General features: G+C 37.1%; 22 protein-coding genes and 1 riboswitch. Of the genes, 10 read left to right on the top strand and 12 right to left on the bottom strand.

The window, feature by feature from the left end:
• Positions 1-56: 56 nt before the first annotated feature.
• Complete coding sequence (locus tag AC27IF_RS18090; RefSeq protein WP_487055751.1) at positions 57-734, bottom strand: single-stranded DNA-binding protein; 678 nt, start codon at positions 732-734, stop codon at positions 57-59.
• 174 nt (positions 735-908) lie between these two features.
• Here AC27IF_RS18090 and AC27IF_RS18085 point away from each other — a divergent pair, with 174 nt between their 5' ends.
• Positions 909-2867 carry a YfiR/HmsC family protein gene (locus tag AC27IF_RS18085; protein ID WP_487055750.1) on the top strand — a complete coding sequence of 653 codons (1959 nt, stop codon included), beginning with the start codon at positions 909-911 and terminating at the stop codon, positions 2865-2867.
• A 23-nt stretch (positions 2868-2890) separates the two neighbouring features.
• Here AC27IF_RS18085 and AC27IF_RS18080 read toward each other — a convergent pair whose 3' ends face one another.
• A complete protein-coding gene (locus AC27IF_RS18080; RefSeq protein ID WP_487055749.1) occupies positions 2891-3346 on the bottom strand; it encodes a thioesterase family protein in 456 nt (151 codons plus the stop codon).
• A 136-nt stretch (positions 3347-3482) separates the two neighbouring features.
• Here AC27IF_RS18080 and recQ point away from each other — a divergent pair, with 136 nt between their 5' ends.
• Positions 3483-5306 carry a DNA helicase RecQ gene (gene recQ, locus AC27IF_RS18075; protein ID WP_487055748.1) on the top strand — a complete coding sequence of 608 codons (1824 nt, stop codon included), beginning with the start codon at positions 3483-3485 and terminating at the stop codon, positions 5304-5306.
• 80 nt (positions 5307-5386) lie between these two features.
• Here the strand turns inward: recQ and AC27IF_RS18070 are convergent, their stop codons facing one another.
• On the bottom strand, positions 5387-5686 hold the full coding sequence (locus tag AC27IF_RS18070) for a c-type cytochrome (protein WP_487055747.1): 300 nt from the start codon (positions 5684-5686) through the stop codon (positions 5387-5389).
• A 128-nt stretch (positions 5687-5814) separates the two neighbouring features.
• Here AC27IF_RS18070 and AC27IF_RS18065 point away from each other — a divergent pair, with 128 nt between their 5' ends.
• Positions 5815-6138: a DUF3630 family protein gene (locus tag AC27IF_RS18065; RefSeq protein ID WP_487055746.1), complete on the top strand. Its 324-nt coding sequence runs from the start codon at positions 5815-5817 to the stop codon at positions 6136-6138.
• Positions 6138-6599, top strand: a complete 462-nt coding sequence (locus AC27IF_RS18060) for a 2-thiouracil desulfurase family protein (RefSeq protein ID WP_487055745.1) — start codon at positions 6138-6140, stop codon at positions 6597-6599. The genes AC27IF_RS18065 and AC27IF_RS18060 overlap by 1 nt, the downstream gene beginning before the upstream one ends.
• A 3-nt stretch (positions 6600-6602) precedes the next feature.
• On the opposite strand, the gene AC27IF_RS18055 is transcribed toward AC27IF_RS18060, so the two are convergent.
• Positions 6603-7589 (bottom strand): GGDEF domain-containing protein, encoded by a 987-nt coding sequence (locus AC27IF_RS18055; RefSeq protein WP_487055744.1) that lies wholly within the window; start codon positions 7587-7589, stop codon positions 6603-6605.
• A 176-nt stretch (positions 7590-7765) separates the two neighbouring features.
• On the opposite strand from AC27IF_RS18055, the gene AC27IF_RS18050 reads away from it, so the two are divergent.
• The 3 genes from AC27IF_RS18050 to AC27IF_RS18040 all read left to right on the top strand — a co-directional run bounded on the left by AC27IF_RS18050 (position 7766) and on the right by AC27IF_RS18040 (position 12347).
• Complete coding sequence (locus AC27IF_RS18050; RefSeq protein WP_487055743.1) at positions 7766-9586, top strand: DUF885 domain-containing protein; 1821 nt, start codon at positions 7766-7768, stop codon at positions 9584-9586.
• Positions 9587-9694: 108 nt separating this feature from the next.
• Positions 9695-9777, bottom strand: a riboswitch (cyclic di-GMP riboswitch).
• Between the two features lie 162 nt (positions 9778-9939).
• Positions 9940-11766: a tetratricopeptide repeat protein gene (locus tag AC27IF_RS18045; RefSeq protein WP_487055742.1), complete on the top strand. Its 1827-nt coding sequence runs from the start codon at positions 9940-9942 to the stop codon at positions 11764-11766.
• Between the two features lie 86 nt (positions 11767-11852).
• Positions 11853-12347 (top strand): hypothetical protein, encoded by a 495-nt coding sequence (locus AC27IF_RS18040; protein ID WP_487055741.1) that lies wholly within the window; start codon positions 11853-11855, stop codon positions 12345-12347.
• A gap of 46 nt (positions 12348-12393) precedes the next feature.
• Here AC27IF_RS18040 and AC27IF_RS18035 read toward each other — a convergent pair whose 3' ends face one another.
• The gene (locus AC27IF_RS18035) at positions 12394-12648 is read right to left on the bottom strand and encodes a hypothetical protein (protein WP_487055740.1); all 255 of its coding nucleotides are present in this window, start codon (positions 12646-12648) and stop codon (positions 12394-12396) included.
• Between the two features lie 220 nt (positions 12649-12868).
• Between AC27IF_RS18035 and tesB the strand changes: the two genes are divergently transcribed.
• Positions 12869-13726, top strand: coding sequence for an acyl-CoA thioesterase II (tesB, locus tag AC27IF_RS18030; RefSeq protein WP_487055739.1), 858 nt, complete (start codon positions 12869-12871; stop codon positions 13724-13726).
• A 28-nt stretch (positions 13727-13754) separates the two neighbouring features.
• On the opposite strand, the gene AC27IF_RS18025 is transcribed toward tesB, so the two are convergent.
• Together AC27IF_RS18025 and AC27IF_RS18020 are read right to left on the bottom strand one after the other, a co-directional pair.
• Complete coding sequence (locus tag AC27IF_RS18025) at positions 13755-14993, bottom strand: mechanosensitive ion channel family protein (RefSeq protein WP_487055738.1); 1239 nt, start codon at positions 14991-14993, stop codon at positions 13755-13757.
• A gap of 21 nt (positions 14994-15014) precedes the next feature.
• Positions 15015-15929, bottom strand: coding sequence for an acyltransferase (locus tag AC27IF_RS18020; RefSeq protein WP_487055737.1), 915 nt, complete (start codon positions 15927-15929; stop codon positions 15015-15017).
• A gap of 227 nt (positions 15930-16156) precedes the next feature.
• On the opposite strand from AC27IF_RS18020, the gene proB reads away from it, so the two are divergent.
• Positions 16157-17254 (top strand): glutamate 5-kinase, encoded by a 1098-nt coding sequence (gene proB / locus AC27IF_RS18015; protein WP_487055736.1) that lies wholly within the window; start codon positions 16157-16159, stop codon positions 17252-17254.
• A 65-nt stretch (positions 17255-17319) separates the two neighbouring features.
• Positions 17320-18585, top strand: coding sequence for a glutamate-5-semialdehyde dehydrogenase (locus AC27IF_RS18010; protein ID WP_487055735.1), 1266 nt, complete (start codon positions 17320-17322; stop codon positions 18583-18585).
• A gap of 116 nt (positions 18586-18701) precedes the next feature.
• Here the strand turns inward: AC27IF_RS18010 and AC27IF_RS18005 are convergent, their stop codons facing one another.
• The 5 genes from AC27IF_RS18005 to AC27IF_RS17985 form a co-directional block, all read right to left on the bottom strand.
• Entirely contained in the window at positions 18702-21314 is a 2613-nt protein-coding gene (locus AC27IF_RS18005) for a glycoside hydrolase family 3 C-terminal domain-containing protein (RefSeq protein ID WP_487055734.1), read from the bottom strand.
• Between the two features lie 184 nt (positions 21315-21498).
• Positions 21499-22251 (bottom strand): sugar-binding protein, encoded by a 753-nt coding sequence (locus AC27IF_RS18000; RefSeq protein ID WP_487055733.1) that lies wholly within the window; start codon positions 22249-22251, stop codon positions 21499-21501.
• Positions 22248-22814 (bottom strand): gluconokinase, encoded by a 567-nt coding sequence (locus AC27IF_RS17995; RefSeq protein WP_487055732.1) that lies wholly within the window; start codon positions 22812-22814, stop codon positions 22248-22250. Before AC27IF_RS17995 ends, AC27IF_RS18000 begins: the two co-directional genes overlap by 4 nt.
• A complete protein-coding gene (locus AC27IF_RS17990) occupies positions 22807-25188 on the bottom strand; it encodes a GH36-type glycosyl hydrolase domain-containing protein (protein WP_487055731.1) in 2382 nt (793 codons plus the stop codon). Before AC27IF_RS17990 ends, AC27IF_RS17995 begins: the two co-directional genes overlap by 8 nt.
• Positions 25181-26560 carry an MFS transporter gene (locus tag AC27IF_RS17985; protein ID WP_487055730.1) on the bottom strand — a complete coding sequence of 460 codons (1380 nt, stop codon included), beginning with the start codon at positions 26558-26560 and terminating at the stop codon, positions 25181-25183. The genes AC27IF_RS17990 and AC27IF_RS17985 overlap by 8 nt, the downstream gene beginning before the upstream one ends.
• Positions 26561-26693 lie beyond the last annotated feature (133 nt).

Raw genomic sequence — 26693 nt, 5'->3', positions numbered from 1 at the left:
AAACCGCTTATTCAGGTAATAAAGACTTTATTAGCTCATTTACTTATAATGAATTATTAATTATTTAGCAAATGCACAGACTTAGCTTCAATAAACTGAGCTTTATCCGCGGTGGCTAAATAGCTTAACTTCCCCTCTACAACCACGTTATCACCTACGCTAACCTTTTCTTCTAGTGCTTGTGCTTGCTTCCCCCATACATGTAGTTCACGCTCTAGAGCAATAGTTTGCCAACTCTGCTTTTCAATGACATAAATATGTTGATTAATAGCAATATTCATCTGCACCATTTTTTTATTATTTGCAGTAGTGATAAGTTGCGGCTTAGACAATACATGACCACTACAATGAATTTGATTAATACTTTGTGTGTAGCCTTTAGAAAACTTCTGAATAAAATTCGCATGAACGATCGCTGGATGATTATCTTTGTTAGCGCTATTTGATTTAATATGACTCAAATATCCTTGAACTAAAATAACATCTCCTTTTTCTGCCTGCATAAGCGCTTGTTCAACAAGTACCCCTTCTACTTTTATATGATGAAAGCTTGTCCATTCCTTATATTGATTGCTCTTTTTATCGAGCCACTTACTTGTCGTTGCTAATGTTATTTCGGTAATTGCTGACACTGGGTTGGCACGATAACGAATATCTGGCTTAGCAACTAAGTTACCAAGCAAGGTTACTGAACATAATTGTGGATGTTGCACAGAGGTGCCAGCAGGATTCATAAAGTAACTCTTAGGTTAAAAACTCAGTAAGTCCAATGATATAGAGTTTATACCATAGTCGGCAATATGCTCTCAGCCTTTTCAGTTAATTTTTTGATATATATTGACTATTAAACCTTTTGATGTTTTATAGACTAAAATATAAGTTAATTTAAGTGCGTAGGGTTTTTGTTAATGATAAAGGTATGGTTGCAATCGTCATTACTAATACTTTGCGTGTCGATCGCATTATTATTCACTCATACCGCCTCCAGCCAACAATTAAGCAAATCACAAATTAAAGCGGCTTATTTATATAATTTTTTAAAACACATTACCTGGCCAGAGGAAAATAAAAAGAATCAATTTGTTGTCGCCATATATCAAGATACGGCCTTCAATGCCTTATTAGTACGATCATTAAATAACAAACAAGTTAAAGGTAAAGACATTAAAGTCATATTGATTAGCAATTTATTTCAAGGCAAAGCAGCTGACTTACTCTACATTCCTAGTAACTTTAACCAAAACCTTAATCAATTAGCATCTCAAGTTCGCGGCTCTAATACCTTACTCGTGACCGACAATAGCGCTGATAAACACAATGCTATGATCAACCTTATCGACAGTGAAAATGCTAACGCCATTTCATTTGAAATCAATAAATCCAATATTGTCTACGAGAAACTTCAAATATCTGCCCAATTATTATTACTCGGTGGTACAGAATTAGATATCGCATCACTTTATCGTGAAACTGAACAGGCAATGCAATTAACAAGAGAAAGAGAATCAAATCTCAATGCCGAACTCGCGATTCAACAAGCTAAAATCGAAGCAAGTAATCGACAACTCACTAAGCTTAATGATGATTTACAAAATAGTATTGAAGAAATTAACCAACACCAGCAAGCAATGACAGATCTGATTACCAAAGAGCAAGAGCATAGATTAGCGCTACAGAAAAAAGAGCAAGAACTTACACACATTCTTTTACAGCTAAGCAAAGCCAATCAAAATTATAGTGAACAAACTAAAGCAATTTCAGAGAAGAAGCAGGAAGTAGCTGAAAAAGTGTTAGAAAATCAGCAAATGGCCAGTTTAATTAAAAAAAATAAACAAATATTAGAACAACAGCAGCTAAGCATCACCAGCCAACAACAAGCTCTAAACGTGCAAGATGATGCCATAGCCGAGCAACAACAAACCATAGTTAAGCAAAAAACAACGATTACCATTACCAGTATCTTAATTATTCTAACCGCATTAGCCTTGATCTTGGTTGTCGGGTTATTTTGGAAGAATAAGAAAACTACTCACAAGCTAAGTGTCACATTAGCTCACTTAGAAGAGACACAACAACAATTGATTCAATCGGAAAAAATGGCTTCACTTGGTAAGCTTATTGCCGGCGTAGCCCATGAAATAAATACACCACTTGGCATTGCAGTAACCTCCACTAGCCTTATACAAGAAAATACCGAGAGCATTGCCAAAGCACTTAAAAACAAGACCTTAAGTCAAAATAAATTAACAAATTATATTGAGATTATTAGTGAATCGTCAGTGATTTCCAATAGAGGTTTAGAACGTGTCATTCTCTTAATGCAGAATTTTAAAGAGGTTGCCGCAGATCAAATTATTGAAAGAATGAGAAAAATCAATTTATCTGATTATATTGATGAAATTATGACCACGCTTGCGAATGAGCTGAAAAGAAATAATGTGCAATACCAATATAGTGGCGAAACAGATATTAGTATAAAAACTATTCCTGGTGCATTAGCCCAAGTAATAACAAATTTAGTGAATAATTCAATTCGCCATGGCTTTGATGGCGAGGCTAACGAAATGCAAAATAACAAACACAATTGTATTTCCATCCACATAGAGCAAAATAGTCACGACGAAATACGCCTGATTTATAAAGACAACGGCAAAGGTATGGATGAAAGTACTTTAGAGCAAGTTTTCGATCCTTTCTTTACAACCAAACGTAACCGGGGTGGTACGGGTTTAGGCATGAATATCGTGTACAACATTATTGAGCAAAAACTTGTTGGCCATATTGATATAGAGAGTTCCGTGGGGCAAGGAGTCACTTGTCTTATTACTTTACCTATGCTGATGAACAGCTCAAACGAGTCTATTTAATCTATGTAAAAAACCATTAACAATTAGCCTACCATGTATGTGCCTGTACCAAAGGCGATATGCTCTCCTAATTCATTGTGCATTTCCATACGAGCCACAGCTACCTTACTACCGCTACGAATAATATGTGCAGTAACAACAAATTCTTCTCCGCGACCTGGACGGAGAAAATCTGTACGTAAGTCTATCGTGCCTATTCTACTCATACTTTGCTCAACCGTAGCTAAAGTGAGCTTTGGCATTTGCTTAAATACATTAGCGGCTACGACAGTAGCACCCGCAAAATCTAACGCGGTAGCCGTGACACCGCCGTGCAATATCTTTTGTACAGGATTGCCAATAAGTTTGTCTTGCCAAATAAAGCTAACTTCCGATATTTCTGCATCAAAACGGTTTATCTTTAGGCCTAATAACTTATTAAACGGCATATTATTATCCATATGTGCGATTAATTGTTTAATTACTTCATCACGTTCCATCAAAACATTCCATCTGGTCAGATATCTTTAACTTTAGATTAACACTCTTTTAATAAAATAGCGTGAAAATAATCATCACTCTCTGACAACTCTAGGGTAAAATAGTACTTACTTATTTCTCTTTAAGAAAATCTTGTTGAACACGAATATTACCCCTTCAGCCTCTGAAAAAAATCAAGCCTTACTGCTCGAGACATTAAAGCATCACTTTGGCTATGACAGCTTTCGCCCAGGACAAGCAGATATCATTGATAATGTTATGCAAGGTAGAGACTCTTTGGTACTAATGCCAACTGGGGGAGGAAAATCGTTATGCTATCAATTACCGGCAGTTTTGTTACCTGGAGTTACCATAGTAGTCTCTCCACTCATCGCCTTAATGAAAGATCAAGTTGATAACTTAACTAGACAAGGTATTTGTGCCGCATTCATCAATTCATCTCTAGATCAGCAAACCATTAATGATATTTTCATCCGTTTAAACAACGGAGAAATAAAGTTGCTCTACGTGGCACCAGAGCGTTTAACCAATCATTACTTTTTGCAAAGACTAAACGAGCTACCGTTAAGTTTATTTGCGATCGATGAAGCTCACTGTATATCTCAATGGGGTCATGATTTCCGACCTGCTTATACGCAATTACAATGTTTAAAGCAGTACTTCCCATCCGTACCTGTTATGGCACTAACCGCCACTGCAGATGTAACCACCCGTAAAGATATTTTAGCGCAACTTGCATTAAATAATCCCTATATTCAATTAGATAGTTTCGACAGGCCTAATATTCGTTTTACCTTAGCGCAAAAATATGATGGTGAAAAACAAGTATTAGGGTATATCCGAAAACAGGCTGATGATAGCGGCATTATTTATTGTAATAGCCGTTGGCAGGTGGAAAAACTCAGCAAATACTTAGCCGCTTGTGGTATCAATTGTGCTGCTTATCATGCCGGTTTAGAAAATGAAATTCGCGCTATGGTGCAAGAAGGGTTTACCAAAGACAACATTCAAATCGTAGTCGCGACTGTTGCTTTTGGATTAGGTATAAATAAACCCAACGTTCGCTATGTTATTCATTTTGAGCCGCCACGTACTTTGGAATCCTACTATCAAGAGATTGGCCGTGCAGGTCGTGATGGTTTACCCGCTGAAGCTCTATTTTTGGTGGCGGAGAAAGATATTTCACGCATCAAAAAGCGTATTAGTGAAGGTGATAATCAAGCTAGAGTTGATGTTGAATTACAACGTTTTGCTGCCATGAGCTCATTTGTTGATGCTCAAACATGTCGCCGACAAGTGGTACTTAACTATTTTGCCGAATATACTGAACAGGGTTGTGGAAACTGCGATATTTGCTTAGACCCTCCTAGCCAATTTGATGCCACAATTCCGGCGCAAAAAGTACTTTCATGTGTGTTTCGCATAAAAGAGCAAGGCGATATAAATCATGTGATCGATGTTCTGCGCGGAGAAAATACCGATAAAGTTAAAGAGCTCGACCACGCTCAAGTCTCAACTTTTGCCATAGGACAAGGTAAAACTCCTGGCTATTGGTTTGCCTTAATTGCTCAACTTATTCATTTAGGCTATTTACAGCAAGACATAGAACAACAATCTAACTTATGTTTAACGCAAGCCTCAGGTACAGTTTTGAAAGCCTGTGAGCCATTAATGTTAGCGAGTCCTCGTTTACAAAAAGCCAGTTATTGGCAGCATAAAAGCCAACAAAAGTCCTATGATAGAAAGCTATTCTCTAAAATGCGTGATTTACGTAAAAGCATTGCTGATAGCGAAGACATTGCACCCTTTATTGTCTTTAATGACGCTACTTTATCAGAGCTGGCGCATATTCAACCCATAAACACTCAACAAATGTTGGCTATTAGTGGTATTGGTGATGTTAAATTAGCCCGTTATGGCCAAGCATTTTTATCCTTGATTAAAGAGCACAATCAATAACTAATACTCGCTGTTAAGATCAAAAAAAGCGCCAATTGGCGCTTTTAAAGTACTACTTACTACTCGTAGATTTTAACTAGTTATTTAAGGCTAGCATAGTAAGCAGATAAGTTTTCCATATCTGCATCAGTTAACGCCATAACCATACCTTTCATCGTAGGATCATTGCGCTTACCTGATTTAAAATCTTTTAATTGCTTAACTAGGTAAGCTTGTTTTTGGCCCGCTAGGTTAGGGTACATTGGAACAGCAGAAATTCCAGCAGCGCCATGACAGGCAGCACACATAACAGATTTACCTTTACCAGCTTCAACATCCCCAGCTAAAGCAGGACCAGCCATGACTACGGTTGCAGCAAGTGCAAGAGTAAGTTTTTTCATATTGTCGTCTCTCTTTTTTGAATCAGAACTATATTGTTACAATCAGTATATGTAAAATATATTATGCTGTCGTGCTTTTTTTCTTTAATAGTATGATTAACATCAAGTAATAGTTTATTGGAGAAACAATGCCCTCGAAAGCACCGATTATAGGTACGGTTGACCTATTTGAAAAACAAATCACCATTACTTTTATAGGTGAATGGTATCAGGAAGATATTGCTGAGCTTAACCAATTAATATTGTCAAAAATTCCTGAGCATACCTTAAGAGAGAAAATTATTGGCGCTGATAGAGAAAACTTACGCTTTGCCTGGCAAGGGAACGAATTTTTGCTTAATTTTGATTATTACAGTCAATCATGCTGGATTTATGCAAATGATGAACCCAGTAAAATCGCTATCCCTAAACTTAAAGAGCTATTAGCCATAAGCCAGGGTGATCGACAATAATGTTTGATAAAATATTAATTAGCCAATGCTTCTTAGGGGATAAGGTTCGTTATAATGGCGAGCAAAAATATTTACAACATCCATTAATATCACTTTGGAAAGAACAGAACAGATTCATTAGTATTTGTCCTGAAGTAGCAGGAGGCTTACCCGTCCCTAGAGCTGCCGCAGAGCAAAATTTAATAAGTAATCAAGTATTAACTCAAGCAGGTGACGATGTAACAGCGCAATTTAATCAGGGTGCACAGTTAAGTTTATCCTTATGCCTTAAACATAACATTAAATTTGCATTGTTAAAGGAATCTAGCCCTTCTTGTGGCAGTTCGATGATTTATGATGGTTCTTTTTCTAACAAGAAAATTCCGGGACAAGGTGTCACCAGCCAATTACTAACTCAAGCGGGTATAAAAGTTTTTTCTGAAGATAATATAGAAGAATTGGTAGAGCTATTAGATAAATAGAAACTATTTTCTATTTTCACTAATGATAGTAGTTTTTCGACTACGACTTATAAATTGATTCAATCCTTCTTTTGGTTGCTTTTCTCCCACCCCAAGTGAAACACTCATTTTAGGTAAGCGAATTCCAGACTGCACGCTAACAAAGCGTAATTTTTCAACACCTTGTTTAATTTTTTCAGCTATTTCAGTCGCAATACCACCTTTAACGTCAGGTAATAATACAATAAACTCATCATTAGCAGAGCGAACTGGTAGCCCGCTGTCATCAACATAACTGGCTACTTTTTTAGCTATTTTAGATAAAATGACATCGCCAATTAAACCACCAAATTTTTCACTGAATTTTGAAAAATGATCCACGCTAACAATAATCGCTGCTACCGATCTGTTTTCATCTTCGGTTAACCAAGTATCAACATGTTTTGACATGGCCTTACGATTATATAAACCAGTGACGGGATCTAAGTACACTTCTTGTCGAACTTCTTCTAACTCATCTTCTAGTGCTTTGGTATGTTGTTGAGACTTCTGTAATTGCTCTGTTAATTGTTGCTGTTGTTTTTTGAACGACATCGATGCTTTATGTAATTTAGCAATGGCGCTTTTAACTTCTGATCTATCAAGAGACATTAAGGCGGGAATATTATCGTCTAGCTCTTCAATTAAACCTTGCGCACTTGTTGACGATAATTGACAGCTTTGTTGAACTTGCTCAAATAATTGTGCAAGATCAGAAACAATTTCGTGACGAAACTTACTTTGGTCAAGAAAATGCTCTTTGTACAATTGCTCCATAAAGAAGCCATCTAATTCTTTTCCTGATAATAATATCCGTTTAATACTCGCGACCAGTATTGGATTATTATTCTTACAGTATTCATAGCTAACTGAATAATTAATAGGATTAACAGCAAGATGCCACTGTTTCAGTTGATTAACTGCCAGTGTCATTGTTTTATTTGCTTGTTTTATCGAATCGTGATATTTCACCGATTCTCCTCTTGCGTTATGGCAAACTTCGCTGCCTTCACAGTACTCTTTGGTACCTATTAGGTATATTCTCTAGTATCTTAGTACAAATATCTACAAAATTTATGTTATATCTCTGTTACCTTAGTTTATAAGTCTGTTAAAGTAATAGCTCCTTCATAATTGAGTTATTCTCCATGAGATCTATCTTCACTGTTATTTTTGTCTTTTTTATCATTAGCTGCAGTCATAATGCAGTAAAAGCCACTAGCCAAAAAATAGATTCACCTAGTAAAAGTGATCAACAGTTACAACAGTTAATACATACGCATCAGCAATATTATCAGCAATCCAGTCCCTTTAATGATCCGCAAGTAGGTGGAAATAATGGCAAACTTCCAGATTTATCACCACAAAAATTAGCCAATAATAATAAAAGCCTTAATAAAATTTATCAGTCACTTATCGCTATTGATAGCGAAGAGTTGAGTGAAGATAATCAAATAAATAGCGCCGTGTTAATTTATTCAATTAAGAACCAATTAGATAGCTATCAAAACAAAGAACACTACATGCCATTAACAGCTGAGTCAGGCTTTCATGTTTGGATTACAAATATTATTCAACAAGTTAACTTTAAAAGTGCTCAGGATTATCAAGATTATTTATCAAAACTACAGGCAATCCCTAGATATTTTGCACAGCAAACTGCTTGGATGGAATTAGGGATAAAGGAAGGCATTACTCAACCTAAAGTTGTATTAGAAGGATTTGAGCAATCGATTGAAGCTTATATCGTTAAAGATGTGACTAAAAGCGAATATTATCAACCTTTCACAAAGATGTCTGAACAAGTTCCTCTTGAGGCTCAGGCTAGGTTTCAACAAGAAGCACAACTAATACTTAGCGAAAAAGTCATTCCGGCGTATCAAAAGTATTACCATTTTATGGTAAACAGATATAAACCCAACGCGCGTGATAATATTGCCGCCACATCCTTGCCTAATGGCAAAGCGTATTATCAAAATAGAGTGCAACATTACACCACTTTAAACATGAGCTCTGACGAAGTTCATCAGCAAGGTTTAGCAGAAGTTAAACGTATTCGTGCAGAAATGGATGCCTTAATTAAAGAAGTAGAATTCAAAGGTGACTTTGCTGCGTTTGTTAAATTCTTACGTAATGACGAACAGTTTTATGCTAAAACGCCAACCGCATTATTAAAAGAAGCGTCATATATTGCCAAACAGATGGATGCAAAACTGCCATCTTTATTTAAAACCTTACCTAGAACACCTTATGGTGTGATTGAAGTTCCGGCAAGCATTGCTCCTAAATATACTACAGGACGTTATTCCGGTCCTGGACGCGATGATCAATCGGGAAGCTACTGGGTGAATACCTATCGACTTGATAGACGCCCTTTATATGTATTAACTGCTCTCACCTTGCATGAAGCAGTACCAGGGCATCATTTACAAGGTTCTATCGCTAAAGAAATGAAAAATGTACCTAAATTTAGAAACCGTACTTATATTTCTGCATTTGGTGAAGGATGGGGCTTATATTCAGAATATTTAGGTATTGAAGCCGGTATGTACCAAAATCCGTATCACAACTTTGGTCGTTTAACTTATGAAATGTGGCGAGCATGTCGACTTGTAGTGGATACAGGAATGCATGAAAAATCTTGGACTAGACAACAAGCTATTGATTATCTTGCTGATAATACCGCTTTATCTCTACATAATGTACAAACTGAAATTGATCGCTATATTTCATGGCCAGGACAAGCCTTGTCATACAAAATAGGCGAACTAACGATTAAGCGTTTAAGAGCAAAAGCTGAAAGTGAATTGGCAGAAAATTTTGATTTACGCGACTTTCATGATCAAATTCTGAAAAATGGCTCCATGCCTTTAAGCATGCTTGAAAAGATCATTGATAAATATATTGCTGATGAAAAAATGAAGATTGATAGTAAACGATTGAAAGAAAAAGCACAAAATAACGCTTAGTTATTGATATCAAAGAATAATTGATATTTAGGCAAGGAAGCCACGCAAAGTATACCGAGGAAACAGACAGAAAGCTGTTAAAATAGAAGAGCCCCCACTACATCTAAATTTGGCAGTCCCGCTGTCATAGGTTTCCCGTTAGACCGGTAACTTTGCGTCTCTAACTTTCGTTAGATTTGCCCTTGTCGAGCTTTAGAAGCTCAAGGTCATTATAAGTCATGGTTTTCAATTGTAAACAAAAAAAACTAACAAGTCGTGAATATTCACGCTAAAATATAAACCATACTCTAGCTAACACCGTGATTTTATTGATGTTCGATATAAAAAAAATATTTTTTTTATTTAACTTTTTGATGACTATCTTACTTAGTTGTGGTGTTTTTAATACGCTAGCAAGTGAACGAACTCTAAGTGCTGAAGAGCGGCTTATACACCAAGTTGATTATTTATTTCTTCAATCGTCAGAAGGCTTACATTACGATGATGTGATGACACTCAGTAATAAAATTATTCATCAACGAATCCAATTCCCAAGCGAAACTATTGCTAAAACTTACCTATTACTTACTAGTATAGCCCTCAATAAAGGTGAACTCGAAACTGCCTTTCAATTCGCCCAAGACGGTCTTACATTAACCAACCCTAGCCAAGACGTTTACCCTTGTCTACAAGTAAAATTAGCTCAGGTTTTAGCAGAAAAGAAGCAATATGAAAAATTGCTTATTGTCGTTGAGCAAGCTGTAATATCACCAGCGATAAAAGATAAACCTAAATATTTATTACTCGCCTTAAGTTACCGAAGTGTTGCTTATGCTATGTTAGCTCAGCACAACAAGGCTTTAAAAGACCTTCAACAAGTCCATAGCGTAATTCACAAAAACCCAGCTTTTGGCGAACGTATCTCATTGTTATCTATTTTAGCAAATGCTTACTTTCATTTAGGTGACTTCCAAACTGCACTCACGATTCAGTTAAAAATATTAAAATTACGGTTTAATCTCAACAAGCTAGATAATGTTGGACAAACTTATTACCAGTTAGGTAATTCTTACTTAAATTTACAACGTTTTAACGATGCTTATAACGCCTTTTGGGAAGCTAAACAATATGCGGAAAAGAGGAATGCTCCAATTTATGCTGCCTACGCAGGGCAAGGGTTAGCATTAACCCTTAAAAGTCAACGTCATTACCAACAAGCTAAAGTTGAATTATTACAGGCCCAGTCAATTTTTTATCAACATCATTTAACCACCGCCTACCTTGAAACACTGATCACATTGGCTCAAATAAATCATGATTTAATGCAGTATGCTGATAGTGAAACATATTTAGAAAAAGCCCAAGAAATAGCAGGTAATGTTACTTTAGGTAAAGATTATATCGATTTTTATCAAATGCTTGCTCAAATGTATTCAAAAAAAGGGGCGTTAGAAGAGGCTTACTTTTGGCAGCAGAAATATAGTCAATCTTTGTTAAAAAACACTGCTAAAGTCTCAATTATCAGCGCTGAAAACTCACAAACTCAAGGTTTGCTAGATAGTTCAAAAACCAGGCAGTTATCTTTAAAATTAGCCGAACAAAGTGAGCTAACCAGTCAGTTCACTAGCAAATTTCAGCAGCAACAACTTATCATTGTCATTCTATCTTTAATTATTATCGCGCTAATGTTTAGTCAGCTAATTATTTGGCTTATTCGCAGAGATAATCGTTCAAGAAAAGCCTATGATGAACAAGATAAAAACAACGACACTTTAGCCAACCCTATTCAAACTAAGCAGCTTTATCAAACAAGCTTTAATACTGCAAAAAAATATTCTTATACTTTAACATTAGGTTATATATCTATAAGCAACTGGCAAGAATTAGTGTTCAAATTTAATAAGAAAATAGTTGCTGAAGTTAATGATGGTATCGCGACTTTAATTAATGAACACTTAAATGAATTCGAAAATGCCGGTTTAATTAACGATGGTGAATATTTACTGTTTTTTCCTCACCAAACTAAAGAAGAAGTCAGTGTTACTTTGGATAAAATATTAAAAGCTTTACAGTTACGCTTTTTTGCCAATTTAGGAGAGTTTTCAGTTACACTGTCTTACTCGATTGAAAGCCCTGACTTCCAAGATATTGATCCATATATTTTTCTATCGCAATTAAGCACTGCTGCTAAATCATTATAAGCAAAAGCATGTTTACCGTCATCATTTCTATATGTATGATTCAATGAGTGATAGATTAGGTCAATATCTAAATTTGTAGGTGAAAAATGTTAGCTGTATTACTCATTACTGTTTTGTTTGTTGTGCTATGTGTATATTTTTATTTTCGGGCTGAAAAATTGCAACGTGAATTACTGTTACTAAAACGTGAAGTTGCGAATACCCAAAAAGAAAATGCTAGCCTATCTAAATCTATGGCGCTAATAGCCAACAGTCACGAAGACTTCACCAAAACACGACTGAACATGCTAATCGCAAATAAAGAGCAAATATCAAAAGAAACAGATCTCGATTTACTTAAACCACTTATTAACAATTATGCTGTGATTTTCCGTGAATGCTTAACTAGTAAAGGGAAAATGCAGAGTATTATTAAAAAATGCTTTAATAATCAAGATAATGAAGTATTTAAAGAGTTTAGCAGCAAGTTCATTAAGGCAGACAAAAAACTGCAGCGTTTATGGGGCAATAATAATATAGCTGGTTTTATTTCAATGGTCGAAGCACTGTTAATAAAATACGAGGAAGATAGAAGTAAATAACGTTAAACCAATACCGCTTTCAAGTGCATTTTAAAACTTAAGTAAACTAGCTTCTGATAACAATATCAGGTGATGTATCAATTTCACCTTCATTCGAAATTGTTGCAGCATTATCATTACATAGTAATATGGCTATACCGCCGGCATTGTTATTTCGAATATAAGTCAAATCGTAACCAAACTGGGTAAGACTACTAGCCGCAAACTTTTGTGCTAAAGACAACTTGTTCCATAAGCTTTCAGGCGAAATACTGCGCTGACGCCTTTCTAATAATGCTTCTCTTTCTGCTGTAGCTTGCATGCCATACCTCTATGAATGTTCTGGTAAATCCATTTACTCTAACTCTTTTTAGTTAGACAATTAACATGGAGCCTAAGTATATATTTCCATAAAATAACTTAATTTGTTTTATACATCAACACTTAAATTGCTCAAAAACTGTTATCATTACCGATAATACCTGAAAGCCTAATTGTTTTTAGAGTTAGGCTATAAAACTGTAAAGAATTTGAGTGAAATTATGAGCGTAGTTTTAGATGAATTATTAGCATTACTAAGATTAGAAACTATCGAACAAGGTATTTATAGAGGACAAAGTCAAGACCTAGGCTTTAGAGCATTATTTGGTGGCCAAGTAATGGGGCAAGCCTTATCTGCGGCTCAAGAAACAGTGGTTAGCGATCGCTTTGTTCACTCTTTACATTCTTATTTTTTACGTGCTGGCGATGCTTCAAAACCCGTTGTTTATGAAGTTGAAAATATTCGCGATGGCAATAGTTTTAGTACTCGTAGGATAAAAGCTATCCAAAATGGTAAGGCCATCTTTTATATGACCGCCTCTTTTCAGGAAATGGAAGAAGGGTTTGAGCACCAAGATACTATGCCAAATGTACCCGGCCCAGAAGGAATCCTTTCTTATGGTGATTTTATCATTAAGCACCAAAAAGCAGTCCCTAAAAGCATGCGAGGAAAATTTCTAGCAGAGAAACCAATTGAAATTCGCCCGATCCAACAATATCATTGGCTAAATCCTGAAAAAACGAATTCTAACAACCAAATGTGGCTGAAAACCAGTGGTAATTTACCTGATGATTTACGCATTCATAGTTGCATGCTTGCCTATGCCTCTGATTTTCACTTTTTACCAACAGCCATCATGCCTCATGGCGTTAGTCATTGGCAACCAAACTTTCAAATAGCTACCGTTGATCATGCCATGTGGTTCCATAGACCATTCCGATTTGATGACTGGTTGTTATATGCGATGGATAGCCCTTCGGCGAGTAATGGACGAGGTTTAGTTCGTGGGCAGATTTATAACCGCCAAGGTGAGTTAGTCGCGTCAACAATGCAAGAAGGTGTCATCAGACAAAGATAAGTGCCTTTGTCTAACTAAGATTAACTGCTTATTTTTGCCAATCAAAACCTGTTGGGTGTTGAAACACTCTCAAATCAAACTGTGGAGCAATTGCAAAGAGGTGATCGAATATATCTGCTTGGATGGCTTCATACTTACCCCAATCAGTTGTGTTGGCAAAACAATAAAGTTCTAGTGGCAGTCCACTGGCTGTAGCAGGTAGCTGCCTAACCATACAAGTTAAATCATCTCGAATTTTTTGATGTTGATGTAAATACATTTCAATATAGGCACGAAAAGTACCAACATTTGTTAACTGACGGGTATCAATGTGACTAGAAGCATCTTCTTGATTTATTGAAGTATTATCTAGTTCTAGTTGCTGTTTTTTATCTGTTAAGTAATCTTTTAATAATTGTGTATTTGCTAAAAAATTTACTTTCTCTAACGAATAAAAATCAATACTGGCAATATCGATAATCAAGGTACGCTTAATCCGTCTTGCGCCAGTATGGTACATATTACGCCAGTTTTTAAATGAATCACTAATCAACGCATAAGTCGGCACTGTAGTTATTGTTTTGTCGAAGTTTTCAACCTTAACAGTATTTAACCCTATCTCAATCACATCACCATCAGCGCCATATTTAGGTAATTCTATCCAGTCACCTGCAACAACCATTTTATTGGCTGATATTTGAATACTAGCGACCAAACCTTTAATGGTATCTTGAAATACCAATATCAACACAGCGGTTAATGCTCCTAAACCACTCAGTAAATATATAGGAGAGCGATCTAACAATAATGAAACAATAACAATAATAGTAACCAAATAAATGGCTAATTTAATCACTTGAATAATAGCGTTTAATGGTAGATATTTTTGCTTTGCGGTTTCACGATATAAGCTTTTACTGACATTCAAAATAGCACTTAAGCTACGGGCAACTTGAAAAGCTAAAGCTACTTTGGCAAATAAAATTAACAATTCAGCTAACAACAGTTCTTCAGAGAAAACCAGCGGCGTTAAAAACAAAATAACAATAAACGGTAGCAATAACGTTAAACGAGTTAAGACATTGTGCTCAATTAAAGCGTCATCCCAGGTGTTTTTAGTTTTTACAATTATTTTATGGGCAATCGCAAGGATTTGATTTTTTGCAACATAATAACTGACCATTGAAACCAAGATAATAATCAATAAACCTACAGCCGTTGCTGTTATTTCAAGATGTTGATGACTAACACCTTGTTCTAATAACCAGGTAGTGATCAGTTCATTCATTACACATCCTCTTGAATATATTTAAGAGTCACTCTTATCATTTAGTGCATCTTGTTTCATTTTATCTAATCTAGCATCTTTTTCATGCCAAAATTGTGTTAACCATTTTTGAAAAGCAATTTTATGATTGCGGTCACTACTGTAGTCACCACTTAACTCATTTGAAATTTTCTGACTATGAATTTCAATATGTACTGACTTAACTCGGCCGCAAAGAAAGTCCGAAAAGGAAGGGATTCCGTCTGGATAATAAATAGTAACGTCCACCAAGGTCGTTAAATGCTCTCCCATAGCATCAAGCACAAAAGCTATTCCTCCCGCTTTAGGTTTAAGGAGATTATTAAAGGGTGAGTTCTGCTTATCGTGCTTAGCTTGCGTATAGCGAGTTCCTTCAATGAAGCTCATGACACTAACGGGTTTATGCTTAAACTTGGCACATGCTTTACGAGTGGTCTCTAAGTCTTTACCACGTAAGTGAGGATTTTTTTTCAAAAAAGCTTGCGTATACCGTTGCATAAAAGGAAAGTCCAGTGCCCACCATGCCAGACCTAAAATAGGTACATACAGTAATTCTTTTTTTAAGAAAAACTTTAAAAATGGAATTTCACCATGTAAAGCACGCTGTAAAACAACAATATCTACCCAACTTTGATGGTTCGCTAAAACCAAATACCAATCTTTAGCATTTAATTCCTCTAACCCGGTAATTTTCAGTTCCATATTAGTAAATAACTTTTGGTTAAAAGTATTCACTGCCACCCAATTACTTGCCATTAAATCAAGCAAGTAGCTAAATATTTTCTGAGAAAAACTTAAAGGTATTAATGCTTTAAGTAAAGAGAAGACTAAAATAGGCATTAGCCATATTATGGTATTGATTGCGTAAAAACTAAAAGCGAGAGTCGCAATAAGCGGAGCAGGTAGAAAATTTAACATGTTATAAAGAGTTAACTAAGTAATTAAACAAAAAGAAAATTAGTGCTATTTAATCATGATTTTCCCTTAATTTATATTGTTATTGTTGATCTAAGCTTCTATGTATTCCTAAAAGCTATTAATGTGCATAATATACTCTAGTAACTAAGCGCGATTATCGGCTGTTACTATTGAATGCCTACCTAGGATTTAGCATACTGAAAAAGGAATCAACTATAGGAGTAATAATGGATTTTAATAGAGCTGTAATCAAAGTGGGTAGTGCCTTAGTAGCGCCTACGAAAGAAGGTTGCAGTGGTCAGTACACATTAGCAATAGCGCAGTTTATTACCAAGTGTCAACAGCAAGGCAAAGAGATCATTTTGGTGTCATCTGGAGGCGTCGCCGCTGGGCGAAGCATTATTCAACATGGTAGTCCCAAATTATCTGTCTCAGTTAAAAAAGCTATGTCTAGCGTTGGCCAAATGAAAATGATGACTAATTGGCAACGTTTTTTTGATGTACCGTGTAGCCAAATACTGATCAATCAAAGTGATCTTGAAAATAGAGCTCGCTTTATTTCAATTAAAGAAACCATACAAATCCAATTAGAAAATGGGATTTTGCCTATCGTTAATGAAAATGACACATTGACTTCTAAAGATCTGACTGTAGGAGACAATGACAACCTTGCTGCCCTTGTCGCTCAAGTTTGTGAAGCCGATAGTTTGTTTATTTTAAGTGATATCGATGGCGTATTTACCAAAGATCCGAAAGTTCATAAAGATGCCGTCTTGGTGCCCAATATTGAACATATAACAGATGAAATTTACGCCATGGCTGGAACAAGTCGTAATCATCTAGCCACTGGCGGTATGAAAACCAAGATTCAAGCAGCAGAAAAAGCAGTTGAACACGGTATTAACACTTATATTCTTAACGGCACAAAAAGTGAAGTATTTGCTTCATTATTAGCTCATCACAATCCTGGAACACGTTTTGCTGCCGATACTGATATTATTACTGCCAAGAAGCATTGGTTAAAACATACCTTGAAAAGCCAAGGTAAAATTACACTAGACTCCGGTGCTGTTAATGCACTAGTGAATAAAGGTGCTTCATTATTACCTGCAGGTATAAAATGTATCGATAGAAAATTTAAAGCAGGTGATGCAGTAGATTTAATCGATCACCAAAACAACAACATCATTGCTAAAGGCATTACCCTTTATAGCCATTCTGACTTAACAAGGATTATGGGTAAACATAGCGATGATATTAATAGTATTTTAGGACACAACCAAAGTAATGTTGTGGTCCATCGTGATGATATGGTTATTTTATAAAGTCAGTTTATAGTTTAGTTGATAAAATATCCGAGAAGCGATAATTATAAGGTTAAAAGTTTAGTATGAATAGTTCACATACCTTCAATATGCAAGAGATGGCTAGTGATGCCAAAATTGCTAGTCGAATTGCTGCTCAACTGAGTAGTACAGAAAAAAACACATTATTAAACGCCATTGCCGATGCGATTGAAGCTAATAGTGAAAATATTATTAGTGAAAATGATAAAGATATCGATGCTGGCCGAGCTAAAGGCTTAAGCCAGGCTATGCTTGATAGATTAGTATTGACTGAGCAAGGAGTTAAGGATATTAGCTCTGCCATTCGAGAAATAGTTGCTTTAACTGACCCTGTTGGTGATGTTAGCAACCTAGCTTTACGCCCTAATGGATTGCAAGTCGGTAAAATGCGCATACCTCTGGGTGTCATCGCCATGATATACGAGGCTCGCCCTAATGTTACTGCTGAAGCTGCAGCTTTATGCATCAAATCAGGTAATGCGGTTATTTTACGTGGTGGCTCTGAAGCCATTCATTCTAATCTTGCTATCGCCAACTGTTTGCATGAAGTCCTAACCGCGCATGGTTGTGATAAGAACGTTGTCAGTGTGATTCCTGATACCAGCCGTAGTGTTATCGAAGAGTTATTAAAACAAAGTGAGACTATAGATCTAGTAATACCTCGTGGTGGTGAAGGGCTTATTCGCTATGTCAGTGAAAATAGCCGCATTCCCGTTATTCAACACTTTAAAGGGGTTTGTCATCTGTATGTTGATAAATATGCTGATTTAACCAAAGCAGTGCGCATTCTGATTAATGGCAAAACACAAAAACCTAGTGCTTGTAATGCTTTTGAAACCTTTTTAGTTCACCAAGACATCGCTGAAGAATTTTTACCATTAGCAGCAAAAGCGCTTAAAGAGGCAGCTCAAGTATCTGTTCATGCCTGTGAACAAAGCTTGAATTATTTTGAAGATGGTCAGTTAGCGACCGCAGACGATTACCATGCTGAATATTTAGCACAAGAAATTGCAGTGAAAGTAGTGCCTAGTTTTGATGGGGCTGTAGCGCATATTAACAACTTCACCTCAGATCATACTGAAGTGATCATCAGCCAAGATATCTCGCGAAGCCAAGCTTTTATCCGTCAAATTAACTCATCTGTGGTGATGATCAACGCCTCGTCGCGCTTCTCTGATGGCAATCAGTTAGGTTTAGGCTCAGAAATTGGCATTTCTACCAGTAAATTGCATGCCTACGGTCCAATGGGATTAGAAGCATTAACTACCGAGAAGTTTATTGTTTATGGTGACGGTCAAATTAGAGAGTAAGACTAATCTCAAGAATTAAATGAATAAGGCGCAAGATTGCGCCTTATTTTTTGCCCGCTGATTAATCAAACTGAGCTCAGCTTAACCACTCAGCTTGATAATCGCTTTTATCTAGATTATTTACTTTCTGCTGCTAATGTTAAGGTTGCTGTTTGACTGATTTTATCTAACGAATTACCTAACATCACCTCAAAGTCTCCAGCTTCGGCAAGCCAGTCGTTGGTTTTTTCATCCCAAAAAGCGAAATCTCTTGGCTGTAATTTAATAGTGACTGTTTTTGTTTCGCCTGGTTGTAACATCACTTTACTGAAGCCTTTCAATTCTTTTTGCGGACGACTAACGCTTGCTTCTAGATCTTGAAGATACAGCTGCACAACTTCAGCGCCTGCTCGTTGCCCCGTATTTGTTACTTTGGCTGTGACCGAAATACTCTCACCTTGAGTTATGGTTTGTTGAGATAAAGCAACATCTGTTATTTCAAATTGACTGTATGAAAGTCCATGGCCAAAGCTAAATAGTGGCTTAATATTTTGCTGCTCAAACCAACGATAGCCAATGAATACTCCTTCGGTATATAAGCTCTCAATTGCATTGTAATCATTTAATGCTATAGGTGCGGTATCCTCTAGCTTAGCTGGTAAAGTAATTGGCATTTTACCACTTGGGTTTACCTCGCCAGTTAATATATCGGCAAAAGCATGGCCTGCTTCCATACCACCATACCATCCCCAAACAATGGCATTAGCTTGTTCTACCCATGGCATCTCAACCGCAGATCCTGCCACTAGAAAAACGATAGTTTTATTATTAGCCTTAATCAGCTTTGAGATAATTTCATCTTGAGAGTTTGGTAACTTCATATTTGGGCGATCTATCGACTCTCTATCATCGCCATGACTCAAACCACCAAAATAAATAACCGCATCGGCTTTTTTAGCTGCTTCAATATACTCGCTTTCACTAGCGAACAGCTCACCTGGGGCATCCCAACCTAAAGTAAAGTTGTTTTGACCATCATACTGAATCTCAAAATCATACTCTTGGTTTTCTGTTAAACCAATGCTGTAATTCAACCCTACTTCTTGTGCTTGACTTTCTTTGTCTCCTTGATGAGAAATCACCACTTCATCATTAATTTTTAATTGAAACCCGCCATTTGTTTCAACTTTAAATAAATGTTCACCAGAGGTTAACGGTTTAATTTTGGCCGTCATAGTAATGTGCTGTATCGCCGGTTTTGTTGAATTAAATTGCGAGTCAACAATCCAAGATTCTTCAAGTAATGTTTTGCGCTCTTGCTCTGAAAAATATGAAATATTCCATGCTGGTGTGCCCGTCCAATGACGGCTCGAAACATAGTCACTAGCAATAGGAGATAACTTACTACTACGAGCACGCATTACCGTAATATTAACTTCATCACCAAATTTAGCTTTAAGGCCCTCTAATGGGGTTATTTCATAAAGTGATTTAACTTCTGAAGAGCCACCACCTGTGCCGTGTTTCTTATCCGCATTAGGACCCAACACCAATATATTTTTAATTTTTGCTTGCTCAAGAGGTAAAACTGATTTTGTACCTACCACGTCATTTTTTAATAAAACCACACCTTCCGCCGCTATTTTACGAGCTGCAGCTTGATGTTCAGCAGTATTTCTTGAACCAGGCTTTCTATTTTCATCGTACATACCAATAGCATGTTGTACTCTTAAGATGCGACGAGCTTTATCATCGGCAACAGATTCAGGTATCTTCCCTTCCTCAATCATAGTAAGAAATGGTTTAGCTAAAAAGTAGTCTTGATACGAGTCAACTTTAGTGCCCATTTCTAAATCTAAGCCATTCATTGCGGCATCATAGGTATTAATATCAACATTCCAATCGGTTAATAATACTCCTTGAAATCCCCACTCTCCTTTTAGGATATCCATAACTAAATGCTTGCTTTGGTTCGCATTGGTACCGTAATACTCATTGTATGCACCCATGATTCCTAACACACCAGCTTCTTTCACCGAAGCTTCAAAAGCCGGTAAATATACTTCTCTTAAAGTCCGCTCTGTTGGCTTTGCATTTACCCCGGTACGATTAAGCTCTTGGGTATTAAGCGCATAATGTTTAACCGTTGCCGCAACATCATGTTTTTGAATGGCTATTATTTGTGGCACCACAAGTTTAGCCGCAAGAATAGGGTCTTCCCCCATATATTCAAAGTTACGACCATAAAGTGGCAAGCGGGCTAAATTAACACCTGGGCCAAGAATAAAATCTTTTTTACGATCTCTTGCTTCCGCTCCAAGTACTTGGCCATGTAAACGCGCCATTTCAACATCCCAGCTTGCCGCAACCGAGGTGAGGTGTGGCAAATACGTAGCATGATCATCTGTCCAACCGGCAGATGCCCAACTGTGCTTCTCTATCTGATGACGAACACCGTGTGGACCATCAGAAAGCCACATCTCAGGTATCCCTAAACGTTCAATAGCATTGATATGAAACTTACCGCTAGCATGTGCCAAAGACACCTTCTCTGGTAAAGTCATTTTTGATAACAAAGCCTCTACATCCTGTTCAACAGTTGCTAAGCGATCTTTTGTTGAGGAGTTTTCTACTTTAGCTGTTGTGGCTGTTTTATCATTATTACAGGCACTCATACTCGTTAATAACACTAATGTCGCAAGAGTTCGAACAGTGGTGTTTAATTTACTTGTTATAAATAGTGTTTTCATTAATTAACCTTTCAATTTATCTTTAAAGTACTAGCTTTACATTAGCAATAGCACTTAAATGGTTCGCCTTTGCATACAAAATAGCTACTATTTGAACGTTCAACTTTAATTGAACAGGTATTTGAACCCAGTTAAGCAGTCAACAGATTGTATTACTTGATATTATTTTTTTGAAAAAGACTCGCTATTGAATCAACAGTAAAGACTGAAAAACATCAGCAGTAATGTAGCCTAAGTTTTTATTACCATTAACGGCTTTGATATCTGTCGAGCCAATAAAATGCTCTCGCTCTTTTGAGCCATCGTTATCACAATAGGCCAACATAAAACCCAGTGTTTTATCTAGATGTAATCTAACCGGTTGCTGATTAGTTTTGTCTAATGAAAATGTATCGTCATAAACCGCTAAGGCAACCTCCCAAATAATCTTGTGTGGTTCATTTTCACTGCGCTGCCAAACACTATCAAGGTGGTCATTGAGTAAAACAAAATTGGTTGAGCCATCTTTATTGTTCGGACCAATATCTACTGCCTGATTGTCCAAGGCAATATGATACGCAAAAGCATTAAAACTAAATTGATGATTGCCACCTGATGCATCCTCATCGATGAAGATCTCTAAACAATCATCATCCCAATAAAAATGTAATGGATTGGCATGTTGGTCGAATAAAACATCATCGGTAATTTCTACTAAAAGATATATCCGCCCTTCATCCCACAATAGCTTAAATTGACCATTAAAATCTTCCTTTGAAGGCATAGCACCTAAAATGAGTTTGTCTAAAGGTTGCCAAGAGGCTTTTTGCCAATCTTGTTCATCCATACTGCCATCAATAGTAATTTTACCTGTCGCTTGGTGAGCAATTAACGAGTTCTCTGCACTGACCGCCGAAGCTAAAATAGCCAATATAAGTACACAAAGCGCTTTTTTCATGATAATAATTCCTGTCCAAATGATGCCTTGGCCAGCACTAAAACACTTTGATAAACCTCTTCAAATGAAGTACTGGCATCTACCTTAGTCACATAAGCTTGCTCTTCTGCAGTAATTTCCTCCATGGCAGTAAACTGACTTTCCAGTAAGTTGACATTAAAGAAATGCTCTTTCCTTTGTTCCAAGCGTTGGCGAATAACATCAATAGATGCCGCTAAATAATAAAAATTGCATTGATAATCAAGCACGGTAAAACACTTTCTATGTTGCTGCTTTAAACCTGAGTATGCTAAAACCACATTGGTTTTTTGATCGCTCAGTTCATTCAGCTTATTTACTATTGCTGCAATCCAAGGTTTTCTCATGGTGTCATCAAGAGGTAAATTAGCTGCCATGCGTTGTTTAGCTTCAGTCGTATGAAAATCATCGGCATCAAGATATTCAATACGAGCCTCATGGCTTAATTCGCTCGCTAATTGATGACCAATTGCGCTTTTCCCTGAGCCACTCACACCCATAACAATAAATAGTTGTAACCTACTATTTTCTGTTTGCTCACTCATTATTAGGTACCAACACATGCACTTGATAGTTTTTATCTGCAACTAAATTGTCTAATTGATTATTCACTACTCGCTCAGAGTTAACAAAGGTTTGCACATTCATTACCGCAGGAGACTTTTGAATAACAAAATCAATAATGGCACCGCGAAACATTCTTTGTCCTGATATTTTATGCAAATGTTTTGGTAACTTAGGGTTAATATGTAAAACACCATTGCCCCCCTTTAAACCACATAATTCCTCGACTAAACAGCGATAAAGCCAAGCTAAGGTACCAGTATTAAATAATTGACTAGAACGCCCCGCTTGCTCTGGAAATTGATGGTAAGCTCCTCGATAATAGTTAGGAACAAAGACAGCCAGCTGCCCTGTTTTATCTGCTCTATCTGCCATAGGTAAAATTTTATTCAAAACTTCATACGCCAAGTTGTGCTCACCGACTTGATATAAACTATAAACATAAAAAATAGCGGCATGATTATAAACTGAGCCATTTTCAGATACCCCAGGATGCTTTTGCGTCAATCGGCCAATATCTTCCACCATAGAGGTGTAACTTGGTGCTAACATCATCACCCCATAAGGTGTCATTAACTGCTCTGAAATAGCGGCTATCATCGAATGCTGTTGTTCAGGCGTTGCAGCGCCGCTTAACATGGCCCAGCTTTGCGGATTTAAGTATATTTGTCCTTCGTCATCCATTTCTGTACCGAAAACTCTATTGTCATCAGTAATTCCGCGGGCAAACCACTTGTTGTGCCAAAGGTGTTTATTTACCGCATCATTTATTGCGGTAGCTGCGAAGCGGTATTCATTGAGTTTATTTACCGTCACCTGAATGCCGTGCTCTTCAGATATATCACACCAAGTGTTTAACGCATATGCCGTTGCTAGGGATAGCCAACTTGAAACACCTTTCCCCTTATAGCCAACCATATTCATTGGGTCACACCAATCACCTTGCTCAATTAAGCTTAAGCCGCGATGATCTGTTGCATTTAATAACCACTCTAAAGCTAATTCGATATGCTGCGCGAATGTTTTTGTTTCACTAGTATCAGCAAAGCAGATTTTTTCGGAAAGTAAGCCTACATCGCCGGTTTCATTTAAATATACTGCGATACAGATCGGCAGCCAAACACAATGATCTGCATGGGGCACTTGATTGATATATTTAAGCTCGGCCTCTTCATGCAATAAAATACCATCTGGCATAGCACCATTACTTTGCTGCTGTGACAAGGCTAAAATAAATGCCTGACGCGCGACACTTGGTTTGATATAGCACATACCCATATTGTCTTGAATATAATTTCTGGTTTGTGGGTCTGTACTTAGGCGGTTGACATCACCATGGTAAAACATTTGTCTTGGTAGCCATTGATTGACAAAATCATCAAAATCTTTATTGTCAGAATTAATCGTTAAACACGCTTGGCTTTGAGCAATATATGCATCGTACTCTTCTTGTGCCTTTTGTACTTGCGTTTGACCTAAGTAGCGCTCGCTTAATTGAGCGATTTCTTTCTCATCTTTTGCTGGGCCAAATAAAAATTGATAATCGACTGTTTCTTCAGCTAACAATGTCTCTCGGTATTGAAAAACTGCTACAGGAGTTTCATAGCGAGCATCTTCATTAGCTAAGGGCGTTGTCTTTAAAGCATCAGGATTATGTAGACCACCTTCCCCTTCAAATGATGATTGCTTAGCCTGCCAAGCGAGTGGTTTTTTATCGGCGACAAAAAAAGTTTTCTCTTTTAAGTCTTGATGTTGGAAATATTGTTCAACTTTTTGATACGGAGTTACCGAACTAGCAACAATAGCATTCAGCTGTTCATCATATTGAGCATTTTGGTGCATCCATGACATATAACCAATAGAAAAATAAGGATAGATACTGATGTTCCGAGCACTATCAGATAAGTTCTTCACCACTAATGACCAACGTTCAACGACATCATTATGACTCAAACTAACTTTAATCTTGATTTCAAGATCCAAATGTTTAATCTGCCAACAAATATCACTGGCGCCATGTTCAAAATTAAAACTATCTAACTCAACACGCATGGGCTCATAAGGTACAGAAAAACACTGCTTATTATCTTCATCTTTAATATAAAAAAAGCGTCCCGGATGATGAGTAAAATAACTATGCTCTGGTTGAATAAAAGTTTTTGCCTCTATATTAGGCGCATAAGAGTATTTACTTGGCTCTGGATGCATGTATTGACCATTGACATATCCTCGGCAATTAACTTGCACCACCATTTTGGGGTTCCAAAGAAAACCATTCGCATTTGGCATACTTAACGGGCTGTTTAACTTTGCTGTTATACGCTCTTGTTCATTGACACTAAATTGCTTAACCATTGAGCGAAGCCCCCTGTGGAGTACTTACTATTTGCTCTTTGTGCCTTTGTTTTAAATCATCTTGAACACTTTTTAACTTATTATCATCTAAGGGGTAAAACCAGATCAGAGGAACGGCTAAGCCTGCAAAAATAGCTGGAATAAGACTGATTAATAATACAATGCCTTGCTCAGACGCACCTGATTGCACAGCATTAGCAACATAGCCCATTGAAGCAAGTAGCCATCCGATCATCGCCCCCGCTAATGCGCCACCTAATTTTTGAGCAAAAGCAGCGGCTGAAAATATCATTGCTGTTGCTCGCCTACCCGTTTGCCACTGAGAAAAATCTGCAGTATCAGCGTACATAGAAAATACCAAAGGTGATTTTGGCCCTAATGCTAAGCCGATCATGATTTGCAGCGCAAACATCATGGTTATATTGTCATGTGGAATAAAATAAAAAAGTATCGACAACACAGTTACTATGCTCATGAGTATCATTAACAACGAACGCTTATCAACAAAACGGGTTAAAATCGGCGTGGAGGCTGCACCTATCGCTAAAGCAATCATATACACCATGGCAAAACTGCCAATTAAATCCGGTCGCTGGGCATAATACTTAAAATAAAACGTCCCTGAGCTTGCTCGTAACGAGATAGTAACCATAATGATTAACGCTAAAGCGAACAGTACTAACCAAGGTTTGTTTTGGCCTAGGTCTTTTATGTCCTGCCATATCGGTGTTTTTTGTTCTGGTGGTGGGGCAATACGTTCTTTTGTGGCAAAAAATGTAATTGCAAATAGTCCACCAGCAATACAGCCATATAACGCCATGGTGAGCTGCCATCCTAGTGCTTCATTACCTTGCCCTAAAAGTACCACTAGCTCTGGTGTCAGGTATGCTACTAAACTACCGCCAGAAAAAGCACCGATGAATCGAAAGCTAGTAAGACTTGTTCTTTGCTGTGTATCGCCAGTAATAACCCCCAATAATGCGCCATAAGGGACATTGATAAAGGTGTACGCTAGCATCATGAATATATAGGTACAGTAGGCCCATACTAGTTTTCCGCCTTCACTAACATCTGGCACCGTAAAGGTTAAGACACCCGCAGCAGCGATAGGAATAATTCCCCATAATAAATACGGTCTGAATTTACCAAAGCGTGTTGTCGTTCTATCAGCTAACGCCCCCATTAAAGGGTCAGAAAAGGCATCAATTAAGCGAGTGACCAGCATCAAAGTACCTACTGCTGCTGCAGAAATACCAAAAACATCGGTATAGAAAATAAATAGAAATACGTCAATGACGCGCCAATAGAAGTTTGATGCCACATCGCCACTGGCATAAGCTACTTTTTCTTTTAGTGATAGTTTACTGTTCACAATAAACGCCTTATGAATATGATTATTCTTGTTAATTTCATTGTTATTTATATTTCTATTTAAATGATTATAACGCTGCAATATAGCATGTATAAACATGGTGTTTTTTAATTCTCTCACAAAAATGTAAGCG

Source organism: Colwellia sp. KS18-150, from assembly GCF_057551365.1.
This window is presented reverse-complemented; position numbering and strand designations above follow the sequence as displayed.

Bases quoted from the DNA above. Each gene is read 5' to 3' on its own strand.
- AC27IF_RS18035 (WP_487055740.1), bottom strand. From the start codon at position 12,648: ATGCAAGCTACAGCAGAAAGAGAAGCATTATTAGAAAGGCGTCAGCGC.
- AC27IF_RS18060 (WP_487055745.1), top strand. From the start codon at position 6,138: ATGTTTGATAAAATATTAATTAGCCAATGCTTCTTAGGGGATAAGGTT.
- AC27IF_RS18020 (WP_487055737.1), bottom strand. From the start codon at position 15,929: ATGTTAAATTTTCTACCTGCTCCGCTTATTGCGACTCTCGCTTTTAGT.
- AC27IF_RS17995 (WP_487055732.1), bottom strand. From the start codon at position 22,814: ATGAGTGAGCAAACAGAAAATAGTAGGTTACAACTATTTATTGTTATG.
- AC27IF_RS18085 (WP_487055750.1), top strand. From the start codon at position 909: ATGATAAAGGTATGGTTGCAATCGTCATTACTAATACTTTGCGTGTCG.
- AC27IF_RS18010 (WP_487055735.1), top strand. From the start codon at position 17,320: ATGAATAGTTCACATACCTTCAATATGCAAGAGATGGCTAGTGATGCC.
- AC27IF_RS18080 (WP_487055749.1), bottom strand. From the start codon at position 3,346: ATGGAACGTGATGAAGTAATTAAACAATTAATCGCACATATGGATAAT.
- AC27IF_RS17990 (WP_487055731.1), bottom strand. From the start codon at position 25,188: ATGGTTAAGCAATTTAGTGTCAATGAACAAGAGCGTATAACAGCAAAG.
- AC27IF_RS18050 (WP_487055743.1), top strand. From the start codon at position 7,766: ATGAGATCTATCTTCACTGTTATTTTTGTCTTTTTTATCATTAGCTGC.
- AC27IF_RS18040 (WP_487055741.1), top strand. From the start codon at position 11,853: ATGTTAGCTGTATTACTCATTACTGTTTTGTTTGTTGTGCTATGTGTA.
- AC27IF_RS18025 (WP_487055738.1), bottom strand. From the start codon at position 14,993: ATGAATGAACTGATCACTACCTGGTTATTAGAACAAGGTGTTAGTCAT.
- proB (WP_487055736.1), top strand. From the start codon at position 16,157: ATGGATTTTAATAGAGCTGTAATCAAAGTGGGTAGTGCCTTAGTAGCG.
- AC27IF_RS18045 (WP_487055742.1), top strand. From the start codon at position 9,940: ATGACTATCTTACTTAGTTGTGGTGTTTTTAATACGCTAGCAAGTGAA.
- AC27IF_RS18005 (WP_487055734.1), bottom strand. From the start codon at position 21,314: ATGAAAACACTATTTATAACAAGTAAATTAAACACCACTGTTCGAACT.
- AC27IF_RS18065 (WP_487055746.1), top strand. From the start codon at position 5,815: ATGCCCTCGAAAGCACCGATTATAGGTACGGTTGACCTATTTGAAAAA.
- AC27IF_RS18070 (WP_487055747.1), bottom strand. From the start codon at position 5,686: ATGAAAAAACTTACTCTTGCACTTGCTGCAACCGTAGTCATGGCTGGT.
- AC27IF_RS18090 (WP_487055751.1), bottom strand. From the start codon at position 734: ATGAATCCTGCTGGCACCTCTGTGCAACATCCACAATTATGTTCAGTA.
- AC27IF_RS18000 (WP_487055733.1), bottom strand. From the start codon at position 22,251: ATGAAAAAAGCGCTTTGTGTACTTATATTGGCTATTTTAGCTTCGGCG.
- tesB (WP_487055739.1), top strand. From the start codon at position 12,869: ATGAGCGTAGTTTTAGATGAATTATTAGCATTACTAAGATTAGAAACT.